The following is a 26,028-nucleotide window of genomic DNA, read 5'->3' on the forward strand; positions in this document are numbered from 1 at the left end:
TCTAGCTTAGAAAATGCTCTTTGCGAAAAGGCGGGCTTACAGGCCGCTGTAGAAGTCGATAACGTCGCCTTCTTTCACGGTTACCACGGCGCGCTTGCCGTGTGCACGACGGCCGGATACTGATCCGCCTTTCGTGAACTTAGATTTCAGCTTGCCGATGGTGCGGATCGTGCTGATGCCCGTTACCGTTACCCCGTACAGTTGCTCAATCTCTTTTTTGATCTGAACCTTGTTAGCGTCGATAGCTACTTCGAAGGCATACTGGCCTTTTTCGTTCAGAGCCGTGGCCTTCTCGGTCACGATGGGCTTCTTCAGGATGCTCATTACTCAGCAGTGGTATAGAGTTGTTCCAATGCCGTCAGGCCATCCTCCGACAGCAGCAGCGTGTCGGTGTTCAGCAGATCGTGGGTATTCAGGGCTACGGGAGTAGCTACGCTCACTTTCTGGATGTTACGGGCCGACAGCACCACGTTTTTATCAACTGCGCCCGTTACGAGCAGCGTCTTCTTGCCGTTGTTCAGCTTCAGACCGTTCAGGATGTCCAGGAAATCCTTGGTCTTGGGGGCCGACAGCGTGATGTTTTCCACCAGCGCTACTTTGCCGTCTTTAGCAAGGCTCGAGAGAGCCGACAGACGAGCAAGACGCTTGGTTTTTTTGTTCAGCTTGAAGCCATAGTCGCGGGGCTGAGGACCGAACATGCGGCCACCACCTACGAATACACCCGACTTCATAGAGCCGGCACGAGCACCACCGGTGCCTTTTTGCTTCTTCAGCTTCTTGGTAGTGCCGTGCACTTCGTTACGCTGCTTCGACTTGTGCGTACCTTGGCGCTGGTTGGCCAAGTACTGCTTCACGTCGAGGTACATCACGTGCTCGTTCGGCTCCAGACCGAAGATGGCGTCAGACAGGGTAACCTTGCGGCCGGTGTCTTCGCCTTTGATGTTATATACTGACAGTTCCATTTGCTAGGTTATTTTTCCAGGACCACGAAAGAGTTCTTGGCACCGGGAACCGAGCCGCTCACCAGGATGAGGTTTTTGTCGGCTACAATGCGCATCACCTTTAGGTTCTGCACTTTCACACGGTCGTTACCCATGCGGCCACCCATGCGCATTCCTTTGAATACGCGCGAAGGCCAAGAGCAAGCACCGATAGAACCGGGGTGACGCAGGCGGTTGTGCTGACCGTGGGTCTGGCCACCAACACCGGCGAAGTTGTAGCGTTTTACAACGCCCTGGAAACCTTTACCTTTTGAGGTACCAACTACGTCAACGAATTCGCCTTCCTCGAAGAGGGTAGCGTCGATGGTAGCGCCAGCGGCGAAATTGGCAACCTCGTCGGTACGGAACTCAACGAGTTTTTTCTTGGGGGTGGTTCCGGCTTTAGCGAAGTGACCAGCCAGTGCTTTGGTGGTGTTCTTAGCTTTCTTCTCGCCGTAGCCGAGCTGGATGGCAGTATAGCCGTCCGTTTCGATGGTCTTAACCTGCGTCACTACGCACGGACCCGCTTCGATGAGCGTGCAGGGAATGTTCTTCCCGTCCGGAGTGAAGAGGCTTGTCATACCGATTTTTTTACCGATGATGCCAGGCATTCGATTGGGGTTTTAGAAAAAGACACAGTTGAAAACGCCCAAGTGGCGTTTTCGGAAATGGAGTGCAAAGCTAGGAAATTGTTCTGTGATAAGCTACCTACCTTCTGAAATATTTTCAGCATCACAGAGTTAGCCTTTTATTGCTCCTCTCTTTCTGGTAGTCAATGACTTTCTCTATCCCTCCCCTTTTCTTGTGCTTTTCAATCCCAATGAAATAAGTTTACCCCGTAGGTTATTCTTAAACTATTGCTTCGGAAAAATCCAATAATTCTAGCAGGGGCGCCAAAGCTTATCGGCTGATTCGTTATTTTCTCTTTTTGCGCCCTCTAATGCCAGCAGTAGAAAGAAAAGCGAGAAGGCAATTCCGATTTGCGTCTCGATGGTATACTCCACTAAGAACGATATAGTAACAATTATATATTGGGTTAATAGTAGCGGTGCGTAGCGCATGCCGCTCGTGATGCCGGGATAATAGAAACCAATAATAAACAAGACCACACCAACACACCCAAGTGCCACAGTCGTAAACAAGAATTGGTTGTGTGGCAGAATGTAAGCTTCTGGCTGAATATTGGGAAACTCTTGCTTGTAGTGCCGAGCTAGCTCCTGCTCCATATCTGCCTTACCAACTCCAAACCAGGGGTTATCTTCAACAACCTTCAGAGCTACCTTATACGAGTACACTCGCCCTACTAGGGAGTAGTTATTAGCGGAAGCTGTGTGTTCAACTCGCCCTACATCTTCTCTAGTGTTAGCTGACTTATTCCTAAAGGTTGGAAAGCAGATGTAGCTGAATAGTGGAAGTACTATAAGGATACTGGCTAGGCCAGTTGCTCTCTTGTATTGCTGTCGGTAGAAGACCAACCAGAGTAAGGCTATCCCTCCTAGTATATAAAAGGTCACTAAGCCACTTCGCACAGCCAGTAAATGCTGGTATAGAGCCAGGCCTATAACTGCTACCCGTAGCAGATTACGTGTTCGTGGCTCCATCTTAGATTGCCCCAGCAGTACTGCTCCCACTGCTATTGCCAACGTAACGATGAGACTGAACCGAATATGATCCGGCTCGGTGGGCATTACCTTTGAGCGCAGATATAACTCGTTGATCTCATCAATGTGCAGCAAGTAATTGCCCGTGCTTATTGCAGCACTTATGACTGTAACTAGTATCAGTAAATACCAAAGCAGACGTAGTTGCCGGGTTGAGATTGGGGGTAAGAGCCAAAAGCCAATGGGTAATGCCAAGAACGGCAACTGCAACACGATATCCCGTTCGTACTCCCGCAAGTTGGCGTTGCTAGTTAGCAGACCTGATGCTGCATGTATTCCATAAATGAGCACAAACGGCAGATATACTGCCTTACTGCTACGGGTATAGGAATCTCCGTGGAGAACAAAGGAGAGTAGGCCACACAACAACACTCCCACTATACCAATGCTCGGGAGAATCCGGAAGAATGTGCTTGTAAATAGGCCTACAATAATGCAGGCGCAGAAAACGGTGCTAGCCGTTAGTATTCGTGGGATAGTCAGTTGTGAACTGAGTGAGGAGGGCATGCAAGCGGGTACGGAATGAGCGGGCTTCTAGTAAAGTTACCGCTATCAAAAGCTCTATCATACGGTAGAGCTTACATCTTACGGCACAAGTTGCACCGATTAAAATGAAAACACCCCACCAATTCCGAAGAATTGATGGGGTGTTTTTCCTAATTAGTCGGGGAAATCAGTCCTCAGACTTTGATTTCAACGTCTACACCGCTAGGCAGCTCCAGCTTCATCAGGGCATCTACAGTTTTCGACGAGGTCGAGTAGATGTCAACGAGACGCTTGTAGGTGCAGAGCTGGAATTGCTCACGCGACTTCTTGTTCACGTGGGGCGAACGGAGAACGGTGAATTTTTCCTTATCAGTGGGCAGTGGAATCGGTCCGCTTACGATAGCGCCCGTAGCCTTCACCGCCTTCACAATCTTCTCCGACGATTTGTCCACCAAGTTGTGGTCGTAGGATTTTAGTTTGATGCGAATTTTCTGGTTCATGTCAATTAATGAGAAAGCGGATTAGCGAATGGCGTTACCCTTTTGCTTGGCGATGATGCCTTCGGCCAAGTTCTGTGGCACCTGATCGTAGTGCGAGAACGTGAGCGAAGCCGAAGCACGACCCGAAGAGATGGTACGCAGCGACGTTACGTAGCCAAACAGTTCCGACAATGGAACGTCAGCCTTGATAACGTTGGCGCCACCCTTGGTGTCCATGCCCTTCATGATACCACGACGACGGTTCAGGTCACCCGTTACCGAGCCGGTGTATTCGTCTGGCGAAACTACCTCTACAGCCATGATCGGCTCGAGCAGTTTCGGACCAGCCTGCTTGCCAGCCTCACGGAAGCCACCACGAGCAGCGAGTTCGAACGACAGGGCGTCCGAGTCAACATCGTGGTAAGAACCGAAGAACAGGCGTACACGCATGCCTTCAATGGGGAAGCCAGCCAGCGGACCGTTCTTCATAGCTTCTTCGAAGCCCTTCTGAACCGGAGCGATGAATTCGCGGGGGATAACACCACCCGTGATGTCGTTCACGAACTCCAGACCTGGTTTCTCTGGGTCGGTCAGTTTCGGACCGAGTTCGAATACGATGTCACCGAATTTACCACGGCCACCCGTCTGCTTCTTGTAAGTCTCGCGGTGCTCAACCGTTTTGGTGAGAACCTCTTTGTAGGCCACCTGAGGAGCACCCTGGTTGATCTCTACCTTGAACTCACGACGCATACGGTCGATGATGATTTCGAGGTGAAGCTCACCCATACCTTTCAGTACGGTCTGGCCCGTCTCGGGGTCAGTCTGTACCACCAGGGTAGGATCTTCTTCCACGAGTTTGGCAATAGCCATACCCATTTTATCAACGTCGGCCTGAGTTTTGGGCTCAATGGCGTAGCCGATAACGGGCTCAGGGAAGGACATCGACTCCAGTACTACGCGCGACTTCTCGTCGGTCAGCGTGTCACCGGTTTTGATATCTTTGAAACCAACACCAGCAGCAATGTCACCGGCTTGGATCTTGTCGATGGGGTTCTGCTTGTTGGAGTGCATCTGCATCAGGCGCGAGATACGCTCCTTCTTGCCAGTACGGTTGTTGAACACGTACGAACCAGCGTCGAGCTGACCGCTGTAGCAGCGGAAGAAGCACAGACGACCTACGAATGGGTCGGTAGCAATTTTGAACGCCAGAGCAGTGAAGGGCTCATCGTTGTCGGGGTGACGCTCGATTTCCTCACCAGTGTCAGGGTTGGTACCGATGATGGCGGGCATATCTAGCGGCGAAGGCAGGTAAGCCATAACGGCATCCAGCATCGACTGTACACCTTTGTTCTTGAAGGCCGAGCCACACATTACGGGCGAGAACTTCATGTCGATAACCGCTTTGCGGATTACCACCATCATTTCTTCGCGAGTAATGGAGTCTGGATCATCAAAGAACTTCTCCATCAGCGTGTCGTCGTATTCAGCAACGCTTTCCACGAGCTTCTCACGCCACTCAGCAACCGTGTCCACGAGGTCCTCGGGAACTGGGATTTCCTTGTAGGTTTTGCCCTGGGTTTCGTCGTCCCATACGATGGCTTTGCCAGTCAGCAGGTCAACTACACCTTTGAAGGTGTCTTCAGCGCCAATCGGGATTTGCAGCGGAACGGGGGTTGCGCCCAGTTTCTCCTTGATCTCGTTAACAGCCTTGAAGAAGTCAGCACCAGCGCGGTCCATCTTGTTTACGAAGCAGATGCGCGGCACTTTGTATTTGTCAGCCTGACGCCATACGGTCTCCGACTGCGGCTCTACGCCCGAAACGGCGCAGAACAGAGCTACGGCACCGTCCAGAACACGCAGCGAACGTTCTACCTCTACGGTGAAGTCCACGTGACCGGGGGTATCGATCAGGTTGATTTTGTATTGCTTGGTCTCCGGCGTTGGGTCACCCTGTACGGTGGGGTAGTTCCAGAAGGTAGTAGTAGCAGCCGACGTGATGGTGATACCACGCTCCTGCTCCTGCTCCATCCAGTCCATCGTGGCAGCACCTTCGTGCACTTCCCCGATTTTGTGGGTTTTACCGGTATAGTAGAGAATGCGCTCCGAAGTCGTGGTCTTACCGGCGTCGATGTGCGCCATAATCCCGATGTTCCGGAGGTATTGCAGGTCTTTGTTAACAGCCATTGCTTTTTTTGTGACGTAGGGACTTCAGTAGTTGAGCTTGAGGAACACGAAAATCACTTTTCTCATTCCCGGAGCAGCAACTTCTAAAGCCCCTGTCTGTCTAAATTAGAAGCGGAAGTGCGAGAAGGCCTTGTTGGCCTCGGCCATCCGGTGGGTGTCGTCCTTTTTCTTAACGGCAGCACCTTCACCTTTAGCAGCGGCAATGATTTCGCCAGCCAGCTTGTCTTTCATGGTTTTCTCACCACGACGACGAGCGTATTGGATCAACCACTTCGAACCTACAGCGATACGACGATCAGGGCGAACTTCGGTAGGCACCTGGAAGGTAGCACCACCTACGCGGCGGCTCTTAACTTCTACGGTAGGCATTACGTTGTTCAGGGCTTTGCGCCACATCTCAACGCCGCTTTCTTTCGTGCGCTGCTCTACTAGCTCGCAAGCATCGTAGAAAATGGTGTAGGCCAGGTTTTTCTTCCCGTCATACATCATGTAGTTAACGAAACGGGTTACCAGCGTCTCCTTGAACTTAGGGTCGGGCAGGAGGATGCGCTTCTTTGGTTTTGACTTTCTCATGGGTGTAGAAATGAGTGTTAGGCAGCGAGCAGTGGGATAAGAACCATGTGCTATCCGGCACTGGGCACTACCTCACTCGTTCAATTACTTTTTCTTGCCGGGTGCTGGTTTGCCACCTTTGCCTGTTGCGGCAGCTTGGCCTGGCTTCGGACGCTTAGCGCCATACTTAGAACGACGCTGCAGACGGCCGTTTACGCCAGCGGTGTCAAGGGCACCACGGATGATGTGGTAACGTACACCGGGAAGGTCTTTCACACGGCCACCACGGATCAGCACGATGCTGTGCTCCTGCAGGTTGTGGCCTTCACCAGGGATGTAGGCGTTAACTTCTTTGCCGTTGGTCAGACGCACACGGGCAACTTTACGCATAGCCGAGTTTGGCTTCTTAGGCGTAGTGGTATACACGCGAGTGCAAACGCCACGGCGCTGCGGGCACGAATCAAGGGCGGGCGACTTCGACTTCGTCGTCAGCTTCTCGCGGCCTTTTCGTACTAACTGGTTGATAGTAGGCATTTATGGAATGTTTTGTCAAGGAGGGTTCTCTCCCAAAAATTAGGCTTGCAAAGGTATAGAAGATGGGTTGAAATAGCAAACGGGTTGAAATAGATAATTTTAGAGAAACCCAACAGGCAATTTTTAGGCTGCTTACCTAGCTTTAAATAATGGTTACCGTAGCGTTTAAATGGTACTTAATACCATTTCAAGCGGTTCGCTCCTCCCCTACTGCTAGTTCAAACTTCTAGCTGCGGCATCTTCCAACGCTGCCCCATCATCTTGCGGAGCGTCCGTTGCCAGCCTGGTAGACTGCGGTAGGCCAGTTCCTGCTGATGCAAATTCGGTAGATGTAGCTTGTCTAGTTGCTCCAGCAGTTGAGGTTGCTTACCATACTTGGCTACTACCTGCGAGATGACTGGCCTAGCATCTTTCAGATTCCAGTAGTGCCATAAATAGTCGGGCACATCTTCGATAGAGCCTTCCACCGCGAACCGCAGGCTCCAGGCCAGCTGCTCCATCATATGTTTGTTGTAAGTGGCGTAGAGCTGCTCAGCTAGTGTCATAACTTCTCTCAGCAGATACGCTTTATCGCTGCGGAATGCCAGCACTCCGGAATTAAACAATTCAGTTTTGGGGGTTACGCGCATAGTATGACCACCGCTAGGCCACTCATGGCCACGCAGGTGCTTGTAGATTTTGCGGCTAAGAGTATTCCCACTGATCAGGCGTCCTTCGTTCTGGTGCATGTAAAAGGTTCCTGCGGCAATTTGCTTGAACAGGGGCGCGGGGTCTTGTCGCCAGATAGTGTCCGTATCGAGAAAGAATAGGTTGCCAGGGTAGTGAGCTGCGGCATGCTCTAACACGCCAATTTTCAGCAGATATACTTTATTCACTGTTCCCCGCCACGCTTGCCACTGCTCCGGCTCCACGGCTGGGTACTGAATATCGGGACGGTGGCCTAGCACCTGCTGAAAAGGGGCAGCATCATCCGTATAGATCAAAATCTGTGTATCCGGCCGCTTCGGTGCTACCTGATCATAAGAGAGGATACTATAGAAGGCTTCGTTACGAATGTCCGCTGAGCCGTAGGCCAGGTAGATCAGATAGTTCATACTGCAAAGGTAATTGTCGCTGACTAGAGGTATGACTGGCTTAGAGTTGAACATAAACAGGAAACGGCTTCTACCTTCTCGGTAAAAGCCGTTCCTTGTGCTGTATTATTCCGTTTTCTAGGCCTCTCCTATTTTACCACCGAACCCCATTGGGTAGCCTTGCTCGTCAGGCTGCATTTTGATGGTACCGTAGGCTTTCTCGAAGCGCTCAAGGTTTTCGGATAGCGCCGTAAGTAAGCGTTTAGCGTGCTCGGGCGTAATTACAATCCGCGCTTTCACCTTTGCCTTTGGTAGGCCTGGCATCAACCGAATAAAGTCAATGACAAATTCGCTGCTGCTGTGGGCAATCATCGCCAAGTTGGCGTATTGTCCTTCAGCAACTTCTTCTGATAGCTCTATGCTTATAGCATTAGGATCTTGAGGTTGCTGCGGAGCGTTAGGGTCAGCGGGTTGGTTGGGTTGATTCATATGATGAAATGAAAAGCGTCTTGGTGAGTTAACTTTTACTTTGTGTCACCTACGCAAATAAAAAGAAAAAGCCGGCCGAATTGCTTCGACCGGCTTCTCCTATTTACGCTACTTCAAAACTACTCCGATACGGACTCGCGGCGCGAGGCCCGGGCGGGGCGCTTGGCAGGAGCCGTAGCTTCGTCGGTCTTCGCAGCCTGAGCGGCTTCGAAATCCTCCTTCGAGCCCACGACCTGACGCGTGTATTCGCGCAGACCGGTACCGGCCGGAATGAGGTGACCTACGATTACGTTCTCCTTCAGGCCCAGCAGTTCGTCGGCCTTGCCACGGATGGCAGCTTCCGACAGCACCTTGGTCGTCTCTTGGAAGGAAGCGGCCGAGATGAACGACTGCGTACCCAGCGAAGCCTGAGTGATACCCTGCAGCGTGGGCCGCGATACGGCCGGCTGTGCTTCGCGTACTTCTACCAGAGCCAAGTCGCGACGACGCAGGCTGGAGTTCTCGTCGCGCAGGCGGCGGGCACTCACAATCTGGCCAGGCTTCAAGTTGGTCGAGTCGCCGGCATTCGTTACCACCTTCATGTCGATGATGGTATCGTTTTCTTCCATGAACACGATCTTGTCGATAACCTGGTGCTCCAGGAAGGTCGTATCGCCGGCGTCGAGGATCACCACTTTCTGCATCATCTGGCGAACTACCACCTCGATGTGCTTGTCGTTGATCTTCACACCCTGCAAACGGTATACTTCCTGAATCTCGTTCACGAGATACTCCTGCACCGCGCCAGGACCCTGAATGCTCAGGATGTCGGACGGCGTGATAGCACCATCGGAGAGTGGCATACCAGCCCGGATGAAGTCGTTGTCCTGCACCAAGATGTGCTTCGACAGCGGCACCATGTACTTCTTCTTCACGCCGTCTTTCGACTCCACGAAGATTTCACGGTTACCACGCTTCACCGTACCGTAGGTTACTACACCGTCGATTTCCGACACAACAGCCGGGTTCGAGGGGTTACGAGCTTCGAAGAGCTCCGTAACGCGGGGCAGACCACCGGTAATGTCGCGGGTTTTGCCCACGGCACGCGGAATCTTGGCCAGAATTTGACCAGCCTTGATTTTCTCGCCGTTCTCTACGTTCAAGTGCGAACCTACCGGGATGCTGTAGCCCTTCGAGCCTTCCATGTCGCCCTTCTTGCCGGGGCGCACGATGATCGAGGGGTTCTGATCCTTGGCTTTCGATTCGATAATCACTTTCTCGCGGTGACCGGTCTGTTCGTCCGACTCCTCGCGGTAGGTGATGCCTTCGGTGATGGCGTCGTACTGAATGGTGCCATCAAACTCGGCCAGAATAACGGCGTTGTAGGGGTCCCAGTTGTTCAGCTCCTGGCCTTTCTCTACTTCCTGACCTTCGTCAACCAGCAGGAACGAGCCGTATGGAACGTGGTTTGAGATGAACACCTTGCCGGTGCCTTTCTCCACGATACGAATCTCGCCCGAACGACCCATTACCACTTTCACTGGCTCGCCGTCGGCGTTAGCAGTTTCTACGGTCCGGATGTCTTCGAACTCAATTACACCATTGAACTTGGCGCGGAGGCTAGCCTCTACGGCAATGTTCGAGGCAGTACCACCCACGTGGAAGGTACGCAGGGTCAGCTGGGTGCCGGGTTCACCGATCGACTGTGCAGCAATTACGCCTACAGCCTCACCTTTCTGTACCATGCGGCCTGACGACAGGTTACGGCCGTAGCACTTGGCGCAAATACCACGCTTTGACTCGCACGTCAGTACCGAGCGGATTTCCACCGACTCAATGCTGGTGTTGTCGATGCGGCGGGTGATTTCCTCCGTAATCTCTAGGCCAGCTGGCAGAATGATTTCGTCGGTCAGCGGATCAATGATGTCGTGTACTGCTACACGGCCCAGGATACGCTCAGCCAGCGGCTCCACCACGTCCTCGTTATCCTTTAAAGCGAAGGTCTCGATGCCACGGAGAGTACCACAGTCATTCTCGTTTACGATAACGTCCTGCGATACGTCAACCAGACGACGCGTCAGGTAGCCGGCGTCAGCCGTCTTCAGAGCGGTGTCGGCCAGACCCTTACGGGCACCGTGGGTAGAAATGAAGTACTCGATTACGTCCAGGCCTTCTTTGAAGTTAGACAGGATCGGGTTTTCGATAATCTCACCTACCGAGCCCTGCAGCGACTTCTGTGGCTTAGCCATCAGACCCCGCATACCGCCGAGCTGACGAATCTGCTCACGCGAACCACGAGCACCGGAGTGCATCATCATGTAAATCGAGTTGAAGCCCTGGTTCTCCTTCTCGAGGCGACCCATGAGGGTTTCAGTGATTTGGTTGTTGATGCGCGTCCAGATGTCGATAACCTGGTTGTAACGCTCGTTGTCGGTAATCAGACCCATCTGGTAGTTCTGAGTAACGGCCTTCACGTCGTTCTGCGCTTGCAGAACCAGGGCATCTTTCTCTTTCGGAATCTGGATGTCGCCCAGACCCATCGACAGACCACCTTTGTAAGCCGACTGGAAGCCCAGCGTCTTGATGTCGTCGAGGAACTGCGCCGTGCGGGCCATGCCCGTACGCTTGAACACCATCGAGATGATCTGCTGCAGCTTCTTCTTGGTCAGCAGCTCGTCTACGAAACCTACTTCTTCTGGTACGAGCTGGTTGAACAGCACGCGGCCTGCTACCGTCTCGATGATCTTCGTTACGAGGTTATCTTCCTCGTCACGAACCTTCGTGCGCACCTTAATATAAGCGTGCTTCGAAAGCTGACCTTCGTTGATAGCAATAACCACTTCCTCGTCGGAGTAGAACATGCGGCCTTCGCCTTGGATCTGCTCGTCTTCGGTGCTGCGCTTGCCTTTGGTCACGTAGTACAGGCCTAGAACCATGTCCTGCGACGGTACCGCGATGGGCGCGCCGTTGGCGGGGTTCAGGATGTTGTGCGACGCCAGCATCAGCATAGAGGCTTCCAGGATAGCGGCCGGCCCCAGGGGAACGTGCACAGCCATCTGGTCACCGTCAAAGTCAGCGTTGAAAGCCGTACACACTAGCGGGTGCAGCTGAATAGCTTTACCCTCAATGAGGCGGGGCTGGAACGCTTGGATACCCAAGCGGTGCAGCGTAGGAGCACGGTTCAGGAGCACTGGGTGGCCTTTCAGCACATTCTCCAGGATGTCCCATACTACGGCGTCCTTACGGTCAACAATTTTCTTAGCTGATTTCACCGTCTTCACGATACCGCGCTCAATGAGCTTACGGATAATGAACGGCTTGAACAGCTCAGCTGCCATATTCTTGGGCAGACCGCATTCGTGCAGCTTCAGCTCGGGGCCTACTACAATAACCGAGCGGCCAGAGTAGTCAACACGCTTACCGAGCAGGTTCTGACGGAAGCGGCCCTGCTTGCCTTTCAGCATATCAGAGAGCGACTTCAGGGCACGGTTACCTTCTGCACGCACGGCATTCACCTTACGTGAGTTATCGAACAGCGAGTCTACTGCTTCCTGCAGCATGCGCTTCTCGTTCCGCAGAATCACTTCAGGAGCCTTGATCTCGATCAGGCGCTTGAGGCGGTTGTTACGGATGATAACGCGACGGTACAGGTCGTTCAAGTCGGAAGTAGCAAAACGGCCACCATCCAACGGAACCAGTGGGCGCAATTCCGGCGGAATAACCGGCACCATGCGGATTACCATCCACTCGGGCTTGTTCTCCACGCGGGTTGCGGCGTCACGGAAAGCTTCCACTACACGCAGACGCTTCAGAGCCTCAGCCTTACGCTGCTGCGAAGTCTCGTGCGCAGCAGAGTCACGCAGCGAGTACGACAGCTCGTCGAGGTTAATGCGCTCCAGCAATAGCTGCAGAGCATCAGCACCCATACGGGCGATGAATTTATTCGGGTCCTCGTTCGGCAGCATCTGGTTCTCGCGGGGGAGCTTGTCGATGATGTCGAGGTATTCGTCCTCGGTGAGGAAGTCGAGCTGTTGCACGCCTTCTTCGCCCAGTACACCCGGCTGCACTACTACGTAGCGCTCGTAATAAATAATCTGATCGAGCTTCTTGGTAGGCAGGCCTAACAGATAGCCGATTTTGTTGGGCAGGGACTTAAAGTACCAGATGTGCGCAACGGGCACCACCAGTTCGATGTGGCCCATCCGCTCCCGACGTACTTTCTTCTCGGTCACCTCTACGCCGCAACGGTCGCAGATAATGCCTTTGTACCGGATGCGCTTGTATTTACCGCAGTGGCATTCCCAGTCCTTCACGGGACCGAAAATCCGCTCGCAGAACAAGCCGCCCATCTCGGGCTTGTACGTCCGGTAGTTGATCGTCTCGGGTTTTACAACTTCACCGTTCGACCGCTCCAGAATGGATTCGGGCGAGGCCAGCGAAATGGTAACTTTCGAGAAGTCCTGTACCAGTTTTTTGTTTTTTGCAAACGCCATGTAGAGTAGCTGTTGTTAGCTGGTGGCTTTTATCTGTTCGTTGGTTCCGCCAGTCTTAAGAGTGGTCGGAAAGAACATAACAGTTCGACTCTGCGAAAAGTGCTCTGTGGGTCGGATAGGTACGCCGCGCAGTAGGTTTCCGCCAGGTCTGGTAATCGGGTGACTCAGAAATCTGAATCAAGGTGCGGCCAACTTCTGCTAGGCCTGTTTGCCATTCTGACCATATCTCGGAACGACGCCAGCAGATGATGTTATCAGTTTCCCGAACCGCGGGTATGCTATTATATAGGAGACTTGAAAAGTGGCTGCCGACACTTGCGCATCAGCAGCCACCTCTTTCAAACCTTAATCAAGCGTGATTTCCAGGGCCAGACCGCGTAGCTCATGAATGAGTACGTTGAATGACTCGGGGATATTCGGCTTGGGCAGTACGTCACCTTTTACAATGGCTTCGTACGCTTTAGCGCGACCTACCACGTCATCCGACTTAACCGTCAGGATTTCCTGGAGGACGTTGGAAGCACCGAAGGCCTCGAGAGCCCACACTTCCATTTCGCCGAAGCGCTGACCACCGAACTGGGCTTTACCACCAAGCGGCTGCTGGGTGATGAGCGAGTACGGTCCGATAGAACGGGCGTGCATCTTGTCATCAACCAAGTGGCCTAGCTTCAGCATGTAGATTACCCCAACGGTTACCGGCTGGTCGAAACGCTGACCAGTTAGACCGTCGTGCAGGTAAGCACGACCGAAGGTTGGCAGACCAGCTTCCGTCAACTCACGCGATACTTCCTCTTCGGTAGCACCGTCGAAAATTGGGGTAGCGTAGGTACGGCCCAGCTTGAGGCCGGCCCAGCCCAGTACGGTCTCGTAGATCTGACCGATGTTCATCCGGCTTGGTACACCAAGCGGGTTGAGTACGATGTCCATCGGAGTACCGTCGGGCAGGAAGGGCATGTCCTCATCGCGTACGATGCGGGCTACCACACCCTTGTTACCGTGACGACCTGCCATTTTATCACCCACCTTCAGCTTACGCTTCTTAGCGATGTATACTTTGGCCAGCTGCACGATACCAGCGGGTAGTTCGTCGCCTACTTCCAGCGTGAACCGGTCGCGCTTGAAGCGGGCTGTGATGGTGTTGCGCTTCTTGGCGTAGTTCTTCACCAAGTCCAGCACCATGCTGTTGACGCGAGCGTCAGCAGTCCAGCCTTCCAGCACGAGATCTTTGAACATGTTCACCTCTTCGGGAACAGCGTAGTTGCTCTCGTCTTTGTAAGGATTCTTCTCGGGGAAGAGGTTTTCAGCAATATTCTTCTTGCCGAATTTCACTCCTTTCGAGATGATTTCGTCGCCGAACTTGTGCTTCACGCCCTGAGAGGTTTTGCCTTCCAGGAGTTGCACCAGCTTGTCAACCATCACAGCTTTGATACCGCGCAGTTCCTTAGCGTACGAATCCTTCAGCTCTTCTACTTCCTTCTTCGACTTAGCCCGTAGGTTTTTGTCTTTCTTCGGACGTGAGAACAGCTTGGTGCCAATAACTACACCGTTCAGGGAAGGTGGCGCCTTAAGCGAGGCATCCTTCACGTCGCCGGCTTTGTCACCAAAGATGGCGCGGAGCAGCTTCTCCTCCGGGGTCGGGTCAGTCTCGCCCTTCGGCGTGATCTTACCGATGAGAATATCGCCTTCACGAACCTCAGCACCCAGACGGATAATACCGTTGTCGTCGAGGTTACGCACGGCTTCTTCGCTCACGTTCGGAATTTCCGAGGTCAGCTCTTCTTCGCCACGCTTGGTCTCGCGTACTTCCAACTCGAACTCCTCGATGTGAATCGAAGTGAAGATGTCGTCACGTACTACGCGCTCCGAGATTACGATAGCATCCTCGAAGTTGTAGCCCTGCCATGGCATAAACGCCACCTGCATGTTGCGGCCCAGGGCCAGCTCACCTTTATTCGTGCCGTAGCCTTCACACAGGGGCTGACCTTTGGTTACCCGCTCGCCCTTCTTCACGATAGGGGTCAGGTTGATGCAGGTGTCCTGGTTGGTACGACGGAATTTGATCAGGTCGTACGAAATCTTCTCAGCATCGAAGCTTACGAGGATATCGTCTTCCGTCAGGTCGTACTTCACCACGATGCGGTTAGCATCTACATAGTCAATGACGCCGTCACCCTCGGCTACTACCAGAGTGCGAGAGTCAATAGCCACGCGGCCTTCTAGGCCAGTGCCCACGATGGGAGCCTCAGCCTTCAGCAGCGGTACCGCCTGACGTTGCATGTTCGAACCCATCAGGGCACGGTTAGCATCGTCGTGCTCCAGGAACGGAATCAGCGAAGCAGCCACCGATACAATCTGGTTCGGGGCTACGTCCATGTAGCTGTACTCGTCAGGACCTACCACAGGGAAGTCACCTTCGAAACGGCCTTTTACCAGCTCGTTGATAAAGTTACCTTCCTCATCGATGCGGGCGTTGGCCTGCGCAATGTGGTGGGTATCTTCTTCCTCAGCCGTCAAGTACTTCACGTTCTCCGTCGTGTCTACCTTGCCGTTCTCAACAGTGCGGTAAGGAGTTTCGATGAAGCCCATCGAGTTTACCCGGGCGTGCACGCAAAGCGACGAAATCAGACCGATGTTCGGTCCTTCCGGCGTTTCAATAGTGCAAAGACGGCCGTAGTGGGTGTAGTGAACGTCACGTACTTCGAAACCAGCACGCTCACGTGACAGACCTCCTGGCCCCAGTGCCGATACGCGACGCTTGTGCGTCACCTCCGCCAGCGGGTTGGTCTGGTCCATGAACTGCGAAAGCTGGTTCGTACCGAAGAACGAGTTGATTACGCTCGACAGGGTACGGGCATTGATCAGGTCAACTGGCTTGAAGTCCTCGTTGTCGCGCACGTTCATGCGCTCCTTGATAGTACGCGCCATACGGGCCAGGCCTACGCCAAACTGGGCGTACAGCTGCTCCCCTACCGTGCGTACACGACGATTACTCAAGTGGTCAATGTCATCGACAATGGCCTTCGAGTTAATCAGACCGATCAGGTATTTTACGATGAGAACGATGTCCTCGTTGGTCAGCACGCGTGCATCCCAATTCGTGTCAATACCTAGCTTCTTATTGATACGGTAGCGGCCTACATCACCGAGGTCGTAGCGCTTATCCGAGAAGAATAGCTTTTGGATGATGTCGCGGGCAGTTTCTTCGTCAGGAGCCTCCGTGTTACGGAGCTGACGGTAAATCTGCTCAACGGCTTCTTTCTCTGAGTTGGAGTTGTCCTTCTGCAGAGTGTTGTAAATAATTGCGTAGTCCGCAATGTTTACGTTCTCACGGTGCAGGATTACCGACTTGGCACCAGCGTTAAGAATAACGTCGATGTCCTCTTCCTCGATCGTAGAGTCGCGTTCCAACAGAACCTCGTTCCGGTCGATGGATACCACTTCACCGGTGTCTTCGTCTACGAAGTCTTCCGTCCAAGTGCGGAGTACCCGGGCAGCCAGCTTGCGGCCTACGGCTTTCTTGAGGTTCTTCTTATCGGCCTTCACCTCTTCCGACAGCCCGAACAAGTCGAGGATGTCTTTGTCGGTGCCGTAACCGATGGCACGCAGCAGCGTAGTAACCGGGAACTTCTTCTTCCGGTCGATGTACGCGTACATCACATTGTTCACATCCGTGGCAAATTCAATCCACGAACCTTTGAACGGAATGATACGGGCTGAGTACAGCTTGGTGCCGTTAGTGTGCTTGCTCTGGGCAAAGAACACACCGGGCGAACGGTGCAGCTGCGAAACGATAACGCGCTCTGCCCCGTTAATCACAAAGGAGCCCTTCTCGGTCATGTAGGGGATGTTACCCAAGAACACTTCCTGCTCAATCGTTTCGAAATCCTCGTTGTCCGTGTCGTTGCAGACCAGGCGCAACTTAGCTTTCAGCGGTACCGAGTACGTCAGGCCCCGGTCGATGCACTCATCTACCGAGTACTTCGGCGGGTCGACGTGGTAGTCGATAAAGGTCAGCACGAAGTTTTCGCGCGAGTCCGAAATCGGAAAGTTCTCGGCGAATACTTTGAAGAGACCCTCATCGGTACGGTTCTCGGCAGCCGTTTCCAACTGGAAGAAATCCATGAACGAGCGAACCTGCACGTCCAGGAAATCTGGGTACTCAATAACCTTTTTAATCTTGGCGAAGTTGATCCGCTCGTCAGCTGCCTGCAGTTTTTGCAGGCCTGTCTGTGCTTTCGGTGTAGCCAATGTATGTGGGGTTAGGAAATGGACACTGAGAGAATCCAGTTCAGGGTAGTAGCAACACCACTACCTTGAAAAAAATGAAAGTTGTTGGCGCACGAAAGCGCAAAGCAGAACTTTGCGCTTCAGCGTCCGTAGGCACAAAAAGCCGCAAAGCGGCGTGCAAACGAACTTCCAACTAGTTTGTTGCCTACAAACAGGAAAAGACCTGGCTTAGTTGCCAGGCCTCTCCATATTTGCTGGTTTTAAGAGCAGGCAGCAGAAATTACTTAACTTCTACTTCAGCGCCGGCTTCTTCCAGTTGCTTCTTCAGCGACTCAGCTTCGTCTTTAGCAACACCTTCTTTCAGGGCTTTAGGAGCACCGTCAACCAGTTCTTTGGCTTCTTTCAGGCCCAGACCGGTCAGGTCTTTCACCAGTTTCACCACAGCCAGTTTGCCAGCACCAGCCGACTTCAGGATTACGTCGAACGAGGTCTTCTCCTCAGGAGCGTCAGCAGCGCCAGCGCCAGCACCACCAGCTACCATTACGGGAGCAGCAGCAGCAGGCTCGATGCCATACTCGTCTTTCAGGATAGTAGCGAGTTCGTTTACTTCTTTTACCGTCAGGCTAACGAGCTGCTCGGCGAATGCTTTCAAATCTGCCATTTCTGTAGATTGTTAAAAAAGGGGTTGTTGAACTTTTGGAAACTATAGTGAAAAAGATGAGCAGCGGTTAGCCTGCAACCTCTTCTTTTTCGGAAAGCGTTTTGATGAGGCCAGCCAGGATGTTGCCGCCGCTCGACAGAGCAGAGATAACGTTTTTGGCGGGCGACTGGAGCAGACCGATAACTTCACCGATGAGCTCGTTTTTGCCTTTCAGCGTGCTGAGGCTGCTCAGCTGATTAGCGCCGATGTAGATGCTGGCATCAACATAAGCACCTTTCAGAGCAGGCTTCGGCTCTACGTTCTTGCCGTAGTTCTGTGCTTTGTAGAAGTCCTGCAGCAGTTTGGCAGGAGCATTGCCCGACTCTTTCGAGAACAGGATGCCCGACTGGCCTTTCAGTGCAGCGTCCATCTCAGCAGTATCGGTACCTAGGGTATCGAGTGCTTTACGGATGAACGTGTTCTTGTACACTTTGAACTCCATGCCGCGGTTGAAGCACAGGCGACGGAATTCGTTGATTTTCGCCACCGACATTCCCGAAGCATCGGCAATGTAGAACGCGTTGTGCGATTGGAACTTCTCGCTCAACTCGTCGACGAGGGCTTGTTTGTCTTCCCGGATCATATCGTCGTGTTGATTAAAACTTAAGCGGAAGTTACCTGCGTGTCAACCGGAACGGCGGGCGACATAGTGCTCGAGAGCGTGATGCTCTTGATGTAGGTGCCTTTAGCTGAAGAAGGCTTCAAACGCTGAAGCGTCTGGATTACTTCGATGGCGTTTTCGGCGAGCTTCTGCTCGTCGAAAGACACTTTACCAACTGAGCAGTGAATGATGCCAGTCTTGTCAACTTTGAAGTCGATTTTACCAGCTTTCACTTCCTGAACAGCCTTTGCTACGTCAGTCGTAACCGTGCCAGACTTAGGGTTAGGCATCAGGCCACGAGGACCGAGTACGCGACCCAGACGACCAACTTTGGCCATTACCGACGGCATCGTGATGATAACGTCGATGTCAGTCCAGCCTTTCTCGATCTTGGCGATGTAGTCGTCCAGACCAACGTAGTCAGCACCAGCTGCAGTAGCTTCGGCTTCTTTGTCGGCGGTAACGAGGGCCAGAACGCGAACGGTTTTGCCGGTGCCGTGGGGCAGCGTGGCTACGCCACGTACCATCTGGTCGGCTTTGCGGGGGTCAACACCCAGGCGAACGTCGATATCTACTGAAGCGTCAAACTTGGTATAGGTGATATCCTTTACCACTTTGGCTGCTTCTACCAGATTCCGAACTTCGGTCAGGTCATGTTTAGCAAGGGCTTCCTTGCGCTTTTTGCTTACTTGTGCCATTTCTTCTCCGTTGTTAGATTAGTCAGCAAAAGGAGAAGCGCCCGACACAGTGATGCCCATGCTGCGAGCCGTACCGGCTACTTGCAGCATTGCCGACTCCACTTTGAAAGCATTCAGGTCTGGCATCTTCGTCTCAGCGATGGTGCGTACCTGGTCCCAAGTCACCGAGCCAACCTTGTTACGGTTAGGCTCTTTCGAACCGCTCTGGAGCTTGGCAGCCTCCATGAGGAGAACTGGCACCGGAGGAGTCTTCACAACGAAGTCGAACGACTTGTCGGTGTACATGGTGATGAGTACAGGACAAACTTGGCCGGCCTTATCCTGGGTCCGAGCATTGAACTGCTTGCAGAACTCCATGATGTTAAGGCCTTTGCTACCAAGTGCAGGTCCAACCGGTGGCGCAGGGTTTGCGGCACCTCCCTTTATCTGAAGCTTCAGATAACCTCTAATTTCCTTGGCCATTTGGTTTGAAAGGCTTCGGACCCTGCATCGTAACACGCAGCATCCTCAGTTTTTTGATTGCTCCTAGTGGAAGCACCGCCAATCCGGAGCGGATGACTGGCGACGTTGCTTGTGCAGAAGTTAGACTAGAGAGCTTAGAACTCAGAGTCAGACGATTCTCAGTTCTAAGCTCTCCATGTCTAGTTCAGCTTATGATTCTTTTTCAACCTGCGTGTAGCTCAACTCCATGGGAGTGCTACGGCCGAATATTTTTACAATTACGTTGAGCTTCTTACGCTCCTCGAAAACTTCGGAAACAGTACCCGACATACCAGCGAAACCGCCATCTACAATCTTCACCAGCTCGTTTACCACGAATGGAGTTTCGAGAGTTGCCGTCTGCTCTTCTGCCTCATCTACAATACCGAGGATACGGTTGACTTCTGAGATGTGCAGAGGAACTGGCTTCGTGTTCTGACTAGCTGCTTTCCCTTCCTTATCACTGAGGAAACCGATTACACCCGGTGTGCTCGTGATAATATGATCAACTTCTCCGTGCGTCAGATCAGCATGAATAATAATATAGCCAGGATAGAGATTTCTCTCACGCACACGTTTTTTGCCGTTGCGCATTTCGAAAACCTTCTCTACTGGAATCAGCACCTGGGGTACTAGATCAGAAAGGCCATGGCGACCAATCTCAGTTTCCAAGTAGGTTTTGGCTTTTTTCTCTTGTCCGCTAACTGAACGGACCACATACCATTTTAACTCGCCCATTGTCGTCGTGTGTTCTGCCGCTTACCGGAACGAAGTGTAAAACGCTTCCAGGCTCTTGCTGAACGCCACATCCATAATGCCAACTACTGCTGCAAAAAGAAGCGAGCCGAGCAGTACTAGGCCAGCACTCTTCTGTAGTTCTTCTATAGAAGGCCACGTTACCTTGTAACGCATCTCCTCAGAGGTTTCGCGGAAATAGTTTGTCAGCTTACTCATGATGCGGCACCGGTTAGGCTTGGTAGGTGCGGCTGCACTGGCAGCCTTGTTTCTTGCACGGGCGGAGAGATTCGAACTCCCATCAAAGGTTTTGGAGACCTCTATTCTACCCTTGAACTACGCCCGTGTATGCGTCCCTACCCTTCAAGGTGCTGGATTGGGACTGCAAATGTACTGAAGTGTTTAGACAAAACAAATCCGCCCCCGAAAAATATCGAGGGCGGATTATTTTATTCTAACAGAAACTAGTCGAGGATTTCAGTTACCTGACCAGCACCTACGGTACGGCCACCTTCGCGGATAGCGAAACGCAGACCTTTTTCCATAGCTACCGAGTTGATCAACTCAACCGAGATGGTTACGTTGTCACCAGGCATTACCATTTCCACGCCTTCGCCCAGCGAGATGATGCCGGTTACGTCGGTGGTGCGGAAATAGAACTGAGGACGGTAGTTGTTGAAGAATGGCGTGTGACGGCCACCTTCTTCTTTCGACAGCACGTACACCTCAGCCTTGAACTTCTGGTGAGGCTTAACCGAGCCGGGCTTGCAGATAACCATACCACGACGGATGGCTTCTTTTTCAATACCGCGGAGCAGCAGACCTACGTTGTCGCCAGCTTCACCACGGTCAAGGATTTTGCGGAACATCTCAACGCCAGTTACGGTCGACTTGAGGTTCTCAGCACCCATACCGAGGATTTCTACTTGCTCACCCGAGTTGATGATACCACGCTCGATACGGCCGGTAGCAACCGTACCACGACCCGTGATAGAGAACACGTCCTCTACTGGCATCAGGAAGGGCAGATCGGTCAGACGAGCAGGGATTGGAATGTAGCTGTCAACAGCAGCCATCAGCTCCTCGATCTTGGGAACCCAGTTGGCATCGCCGTTCAGACCACCCAGAGCAGAGCCCTGAATAACTGGAATGTTGTCGCCGTCGAAGTCGTAGAACGAGAGCAGTTCACGGATTTCCATTTCCACCAGCTCGAGCAGCTCGGGGTCATCCACCATGTCCACTTTGTTCATGAACACTACCAGCTGAGGTACACCTACCTGACGAGCGAGCAGGATGTGCTCACGGGTCTGGGGCATTGGGCCGTCGGTAGCAGCTACTACGAGGATAGCGCCGTCCATCTGAGCAGCACCCGTTACCATGTTCTTCACATAGTCAGCGTGACCAGGGCAGTCAACGTGAGCATAGTGACGGTTTTCGGTAGCGTATTCAACGTGAGCGGTGTTGATCGTGATACCACGCTCTTTTTCTTCAGGAGCGTTGTCGATCGACGAGAAGTCACGCTTAGCGGCCAGACCTTTGTTCGCCAGAACCGTGGTGATTGCAGCGGTCAGGGTGGTTTTGCCGTGGTCGACGTGCCCGATCGTACCGATGTTCACGTGCGGCTTGGAACGATCAAAATTTTCTTTGGCCATTGTAACAGAGATTAAGAGACTTTGAAGTAAAGAGGGGGAAAAAGCGATTTGGCTATACTGCAAGAAAGCGAAACGCAGCTCCGTTTAGTGAGGACTGCACGTCGCTTTACTTGTCTGACAGATCCAGCAGAATAGACCAGCTATTCCGTTGGTGCTCGTAATTCTGAGCCATTTATGGGATTTGAACCCATGACCTCTTCCTTACCAAGGAAGTGCTCTACCACTGAGCTAAAACGGCTTATTCTATTTTTTCGGCAAAGATATGCTAGTGAAAGAACATTTGCCACATGTGGCTGATCTAGCTAGATCACCTATGCACTGAGCGGGAGACGAGGTTCGAACCCGCGACCTGCAGCTTGGAAGGCTGCCGCTCTACCAACTGAGCTACTCCCGCGTACTTAGCTTATGAAAGAAGAGCACGAATCAAGTTCATTCCTCATCGATACATCAGCTCATAAATGTGGGGGCGAAAGGACTCGAACCTTTGAACCCGAAGGAGGTGAGTTACAGTCACCCGCAATTGCCGCTATGCGACGCCCCCGCTTAAGTAATCCTCCGCCTTCTGCGAAAAACTTATCCTTTCATTTCCGTATGCCGAGGCCGTTGCGGTTGTGATTGGAGCTGCAAAATTAAGGGCTTTCTGATGCAAGTCAAGACTTAATTGAAAAAACGTTTTGACTTTTTTTCTTAATCCTTCCTTACTTCTTCCAACCTGCTTCACAACCCTCTGATACTCTATAACAAGCAAACTGCAACAGCTTCAGCCGAAGACGAAAAAAATTTCCACTTATTGAATGAGGCTGTAGATCGACTTTAGACGTTCGTCCTTTTCCTTGGCGCGGATGTCCTGAAGCGTGGGTTTGAGAACCGGCATACTAGTTACTAATTCATTCAATCCTTTATACGCCCCTAAGCGCACGTAATACATGGGGTGAGTACGGGCGAGCGTTTCTAGCCGTTGAATTCCTTTTTCGCGCTCAATCGGGGGCATGCGTTGCATAAGCGTCCCGAAGTTCTCTAGCAAGGTATACAGTACTTCCCCTGGGGCATCTTTGCTTCTGGCAAGGAACCACTGATAATGATCTGCTGTGCCGTTGAGAGCATAGTAGTTAGACAAAGCAGTAATTAACGCCGGGTTCTTGGTATTCTGTAGGGCATTGATTGGTTCGCGAGTAGCCACAGTGGGAGCTTTGGCTAGCGCATCGACGGCGGCGCCTACCACTAGATAGGAGCTATCGCGCAGGGCAACCGAGTACACCTCGCTGAAGTCTTCGTTGGGGAAGGAGCCTAGTGTAGTAATAGCCGCCGCCCGTACTACTCCCTTCTTTTCATTAAGTGCTGCGCGTTGAATTTCCTTTCTAACGGCGCTGCCTTCGGCTCCTTTGTATCGACGCAGTCCTTCGAGAGCCGTTTGTCTAACTGCCCAAAAGCTATCATTTACAGCATTACGGAAAAGTGAACTGACGTTAAGATCAGCTGTCTTATTTCGTAGGCCATCAAGTGCCTCGAATTTCTGTAGGTAGCTTCGGGCGTGATTGTATTGGTAGATCAACTCATCCTGAGTCCGCTCCTCATCGAGTTGAGCTAGTAAAACACCTTCGTTATCGAACTTAACCAGACTAGGCCTTTGGCTTGCTGGTAGCTTGAACGTCTGATCTGCTTTAGTAATAACAACACGGTGATCAGTGGGCTGGTTATTGCTCCAAGTAGTGACCGTGACTGGTAAACGATACACTGGCTGAAATAGAGTATCCTGCACCTGGCGCACACGTAAAGCCACCTGCCCATTATCATAGCTGTGGGTAATACGCAACTCCGGATGGCCACGCTGCATAAACCACTGGTCAAAGAACCACATTAGGTCCTCCCCTGTCACGTCTTCAAAAGCCATTCTCAACTTGGCTATTTCGGAAGCAGAGTACTTGTTCTGGGTTAAATACCGGTTTAGAGCAGTAAAAAACGCCTCATCGCCAACGTAACTGCGCAACATATGCAGTACCCGGCCACCTTTGTCGTATGAATGCCGGTCGAACATGTCTTCCCGGTTTGCATACCGGTACCGAATTAGGGGCTCTCGTTTGGTCTGGGCCTCCTGCAAATAATTATTGAGCTTAGTTTGCTGCACTAGGCCAGCAGCATCAGCACCATACTTGTGCTCTGCCCATAAGTATTCTGAGTAATCAGCAAAAGATTCATTCAGTGGCAGGTTAGCCCATGACTCAGTGGTTACATAGTCGCCGAACCACTGGTGGAACAACTCGTGAGTAATTACGGCCTCCGTTTCATAGCTAACATCGGGTAACTCGCGATTCGTAAACTGCACAAGCTGCTGTTGAATAGTCGTGGCAGTAGTATTCTCCATAGCACCGGATACGAAATCGTGCACTGCTACTTGTGAATACTTTTCCCATGGAAAATCAACACCAAGTTTCTTAGAGTAGAACTCCATCATCTCCGGAGTATTACCAAATACTTGCTTAGCGGTGTGCTGATACGCTGGATCAACGTAGTAATTGACAGCTTTACCACGCCATGTATCGGAGATTACTGCAAAGTCTCCAACAGCGAGCATAGTTAAGTAAGGAGCCGCTGGTAAAGTCTGCTTCCAAACATCGGTGCGGGTGCCATCAGGGTTGCGCTGTGAGGAAGTGAGCAAGCCGTTGAGAGAGTTTTTAATCCGCTCTCAACGGTGATACTGATTTCCTGCGTCATCCGCTGGTTCGGCTTGTCAATCGTCGGAAACCAGCAGGAGCTTGATTCTGATTCTCCTTGCGTCCAAATCTGACGGGGCTTGGTTTTATCCATGCCAAGAGGATTGATGAAATACAACCCCTTATCATCCGTAATAGCCTCGCTGCCGCCGGTAGAGGGCAGTTCATTGGGTTTGGCTATATACTGGATACGTACCTGATACGGCTCAGTACGGGTATAGGAACGATCTAGAGAGACGGTGAGCTTCTTCTTATCGTAAGTAAACTTTAGATCTTTCCCTTTTTTAGTGCTGCTATTCACTAGCTCGACGCTTTTGACGTCAAAACCCTTCGCATCCAGAACAAGCTGATTTTGCGCGTAGAAGTGCGGCCGAACTGTTAGAGTTGCTGTACCTAATAGCCACTGCTTGGCCCAGTCGAAACGGACATCCAGCTTGGTATCTAGTAGATCGTGAACAATAGTGGCTGCCGGCTGAACAGGACTTGTGGGTGGCAACCAGTTGGGCACCGGCAACTGGGCAGGCGCAGCGGTAGCTGCTGCTGCGGGAGCAGCTACTTTCTTACGCGCAGCTGTTTTATTAGTGGCTGATTTAGACGTAGTAGTAGTCTGGGCCGGGGCCACTATATAACAGGTCAGAATCAGGCTAAGAGCACCGAGGACCGGATATTTCATGAAGAAACGCAATAGGGGAATGAAAGGTCAAGTTCCGAATTTATTTCAGATTTGACCTATCTTTAAGCCCTTTTCCGCTCTACCCCATACTCTCCCACATGCTACAGGTACGCACCGGTCCCGACCAAGTCTGGGACATCGATTACCGCTCCGGCGGCCCCATCACTGTAAACGGCCAGGCATTTGAATGGGATTTAGCCTCCTTAGGGAACGGGCAATACCATATCTTATATGGAGGTCAGTCTTTCGCAGCTGAGCTTATCTCGGTAGACTACTCTGCTAAGGCCTTTGTTCTGAAGCTCAATGGGCAGCGCTTAGAGATGCAGGCCAAAGACCGGTTTGACTTATTGTTGGACAAGCTGGGCATGAGCAACACCACAGCCAGCAAAGTCAATGAGTTGAAGGCTCCCATGCCCGGCCTTATTGTAGACATCCGAGTAGAGCCGGGCCAAGTAGTTCAGAAAGGCGACCCTTTGCTGGTACTGGAAGCCATGAAAATGGAGAATATTCTAAAAGCACCTGGTGAGGGCACTATCTCGGCCATCAAAGTAACCTTGCGAGACAACGTTACGAAAGGACAAGTACTAGTGCTCTTTAGCTAGGCCACCCTTTCGTAAAAAACCGGATCTGGTACCTTTGCT

At 52.1% G+C, this 26,028-nt stretch carries 22 protein-coding genes and 4 tRNA genes; 1 reads left to right on the plus strand and 25 read right to left on the minus strand.

Going from position 1 to position 26,028, the window contains the following annotated elements; genetic code table 11:
* Positions 1-36: 36 nt before the first annotated feature.
* The 25 genes from rplW to EU557_RS07465 form a co-directional block, all read right to left on the minus strand.
* Positions 37-324: a 50S ribosomal protein L23 gene (gene rplW, locus EU557_RS07345; protein WP_088844276.1), complete on the minus strand. Its 288-nt coding sequence runs from the start codon at positions 322-324 to the stop codon at positions 37-39.
* Positions 324-962: a 50S ribosomal protein L4 gene (gene rplD / locus EU557_RS07350; protein ID WP_135431245.1), complete on the minus strand. Its 639-nt coding sequence runs from the start codon at positions 960-962 to the stop codon at positions 324-326. Before rplD ends, rplW begins: the two co-directional genes overlap by 1 nt.
* 8 nt (positions 963-970) lie before the next feature.
* Positions 971-1,591 (minus strand): 50S ribosomal protein L3, encoded by a 621-nt coding sequence (gene rplC, locus EU557_RS07355; protein WP_135431243.1) that lies wholly within the window; start codon positions 1,589-1,591, stop codon positions 971-973.
* A gap of 270 nt (positions 1,592-1,861) precedes the next feature.
* Complete coding sequence (locus EU557_RS26025) at positions 1,862-3,148, minus strand: O-antigen ligase family protein (protein ID WP_135529761.1); 1,287 nt, start codon at positions 3,146-3,148, stop codon at positions 1,862-1,864.
* Positions 3,149-3,321: 173 nt separating this feature from the next.
* The gene (rpsJ, locus tag EU557_RS07365) at positions 3,322-3,627 is read right to left on the minus strand and encodes a 30S ribosomal protein S10 (RefSeq protein ID WP_022822123.1); all 306 of its coding nucleotides are present in this window, start codon (positions 3,625-3,627) and stop codon (positions 3,322-3,324) included.
* A 21-nt stretch (positions 3,628-3,648) separates the two neighbouring features.
* Positions 3,649-5,790: an elongation factor G gene (fusA, locus tag EU557_RS07370; RefSeq protein WP_135529762.1), complete on the minus strand. Its 2,142-nt coding sequence runs from the start codon at positions 5,788-5,790 to the stop codon at positions 3,649-3,651.
* A 105-nt stretch (positions 5,791-5,895) separates the two neighbouring features.
* A complete protein-coding gene (gene rpsG, locus EU557_RS07375) occupies positions 5,896-6,363 on the minus strand; it encodes a 30S ribosomal protein S7 (RefSeq protein ID WP_044003258.1) in 468 nt (155 codons plus the stop codon).
* Positions 6,364-6,447: 84 nt separating this feature from the next.
* The gene (rpsL, locus tag EU557_RS07380) at positions 6,448-6,876 is read right to left on the minus strand and encodes a 30S ribosomal protein S12 (RefSeq protein WP_135529763.1); all 429 of its coding nucleotides are present in this window, start codon (positions 6,874-6,876) and stop codon (positions 6,448-6,450) included.
* A 218-nt stretch (positions 6,877-7,094) separates the two neighbouring features.
* Positions 7,095-7,970, minus strand: a complete 876-nt coding sequence (locus EU557_RS07385; RefSeq protein WP_135529764.1) for a hypothetical protein — start codon at positions 7,968-7,970, stop codon at positions 7,095-7,097.
* A 117-nt stretch (positions 7,971-8,087) separates the two neighbouring features.
* Entirely contained in the window at positions 8,088-8,438 is a 351-nt protein-coding gene (locus EU557_RS07390; RefSeq protein WP_135529765.1) for a DUF3467 domain-containing protein, read from the minus strand.
* A 119-nt stretch (positions 8,439-8,557) separates the two neighbouring features.
* A complete protein-coding gene (gene rpoC, locus EU557_RS07395; RefSeq protein WP_135529766.1) occupies positions 8,558-12,910 on the minus strand; it encodes a DNA-directed RNA polymerase subunit beta' in 4,353 nt (1,450 codons plus the stop codon).
* Positions 12,911-13,255: 345 nt separating this feature from the next.
* Positions 13,256-17,131: a DNA-directed RNA polymerase subunit beta gene (rpoB, locus tag EU557_RS07400; RefSeq protein WP_210116018.1), complete on the minus strand. Its 3,876-nt coding sequence runs from the start codon at positions 17,129-17,131 to the stop codon at positions 13,256-13,258.
* Positions 17,132-17,417: 286 nt separating this feature from the next.
* Positions 17,418-17,798 carry a 50S ribosomal protein L7/L12 gene (gene rplL / locus EU557_RS07405; RefSeq protein ID WP_110976700.1) on the minus strand — a complete coding sequence of 127 codons (381 nt, stop codon included), beginning with the start codon at positions 17,796-17,798 and terminating at the stop codon, positions 17,418-17,420.
* A 67-nt stretch (positions 17,799-17,865) separates the two neighbouring features.
* On the minus strand, positions 17,866-18,420 hold the full coding sequence (gene rplJ / locus EU557_RS07410) for a 50S ribosomal protein L10 (protein ID WP_135529767.1): 555 nt from the start codon (positions 18,418-18,420) through the stop codon (positions 17,866-17,868).
* A gap of 20 nt (positions 18,421-18,440) precedes the next feature.
* Positions 18,441-19,136 carry a 50S ribosomal protein L1 gene (gene rplA / locus EU557_RS07415; protein ID WP_135431228.1) on the minus strand — a complete coding sequence of 232 codons (696 nt, stop codon included), beginning with the start codon at positions 19,134-19,136 and terminating at the stop codon, positions 18,441-18,443.
* An 18-nt stretch (positions 19,137-19,154) separates the two neighbouring features.
* Entirely contained in the window at positions 19,155-19,598 is a 444-nt protein-coding gene (gene rplK, locus EU557_RS07420) for a 50S ribosomal protein L11 (RefSeq protein WP_135529768.1), read from the minus strand.
* 189 nt (positions 19,599-19,787) lie between these two features.
* Entirely contained in the window at positions 19,788-20,354 is a 567-nt protein-coding gene (gene nusG, locus EU557_RS07425; protein WP_135431224.1) for a transcription termination/antitermination protein NusG, read from the minus strand.
* A 21-nt stretch (positions 20,355-20,375) separates the two neighbouring features.
* The gene (gene secE, locus EU557_RS07430) at positions 20,376-20,570 is read right to left on the minus strand and encodes a preprotein translocase subunit SecE (protein ID WP_135529769.1); all 195 of its coding nucleotides are present in this window, start codon (positions 20,568-20,570) and stop codon (positions 20,376-20,378) included.
* Positions 20,571-20,626: 56 nt separating this feature from the next.
* Positions 20,627-20,697 (minus strand) — tRNA-Trp (locus EU557_RS07435).
* A gap of 118 nt (positions 20,698-20,815) precedes the next feature.
* A complete protein-coding gene (tuf, locus tag EU557_RS07440; protein ID WP_135431220.1) occupies positions 20,816-22,003 on the minus strand; it encodes an elongation factor Tu in 1,188 nt (395 codons plus the stop codon).
* A 166-nt stretch (positions 22,004-22,169) separates the two neighbouring features.
* Positions 22,170-22,241, minus strand: a tRNA-Thr gene (locus tag EU557_RS07445).
* A gap of 83 nt (positions 22,242-22,324) precedes the next feature.
* Positions 22,325-22,397: transfer RNA gene (locus EU557_RS07450), tRNA-Gly, on the minus strand.
* A 67-nt stretch (positions 22,398-22,464) separates the two neighbouring features.
* Positions 22,465-22,544, minus strand: a tRNA-Tyr gene (locus EU557_RS07455).
* A 246-nt stretch (positions 22,545-22,790) separates the two neighbouring features.
* The gene (locus tag EU557_RS07460; RefSeq protein ID WP_135529770.1) at positions 22,791-24,575 is read right to left on the minus strand and encodes a M1 family aminopeptidase; all 1,785 of its coding nucleotides are present in this window, start codon (positions 24,573-24,575) and stop codon (positions 22,791-22,793) included.
* Positions 24,576-24,577: 2 nt separating this feature from the next.
* Positions 24,578-25,387 (minus strand): M1 family metallopeptidase, encoded by an 810-nt coding sequence (locus tag EU557_RS07465; RefSeq protein WP_135529771.1) that lies wholly within the window; start codon positions 25,385-25,387, stop codon positions 24,578-24,580.
* A gap of 98 nt (positions 25,388-25,485) precedes the next feature.
* On the opposite strand from EU557_RS07465, the gene EU557_RS07470 reads away from it, so the two are divergent.
* Positions 25,486-25,989, plus strand: coding sequence for an acyl-CoA carboxylase biotin carboxyl carrier protein subunit (locus EU557_RS07470; protein ID WP_135529772.1), 504 nt, complete (start codon positions 25,486-25,488; stop codon positions 25,987-25,989).
* The last annotated feature ends 39 nt before the right edge of the window (positions 25,990-26,028 follow it).

The sequence above is a fragment of the Hymenobacter wooponensis genome, from assembly GCF_004745865.1.
GTDB classification, from domain to species: domain Bacteria; phylum Bacteroidota; class Bacteroidia; order Cytophagales; family Hymenobacteraceae; genus Hymenobacter; species Hymenobacter wooponensis.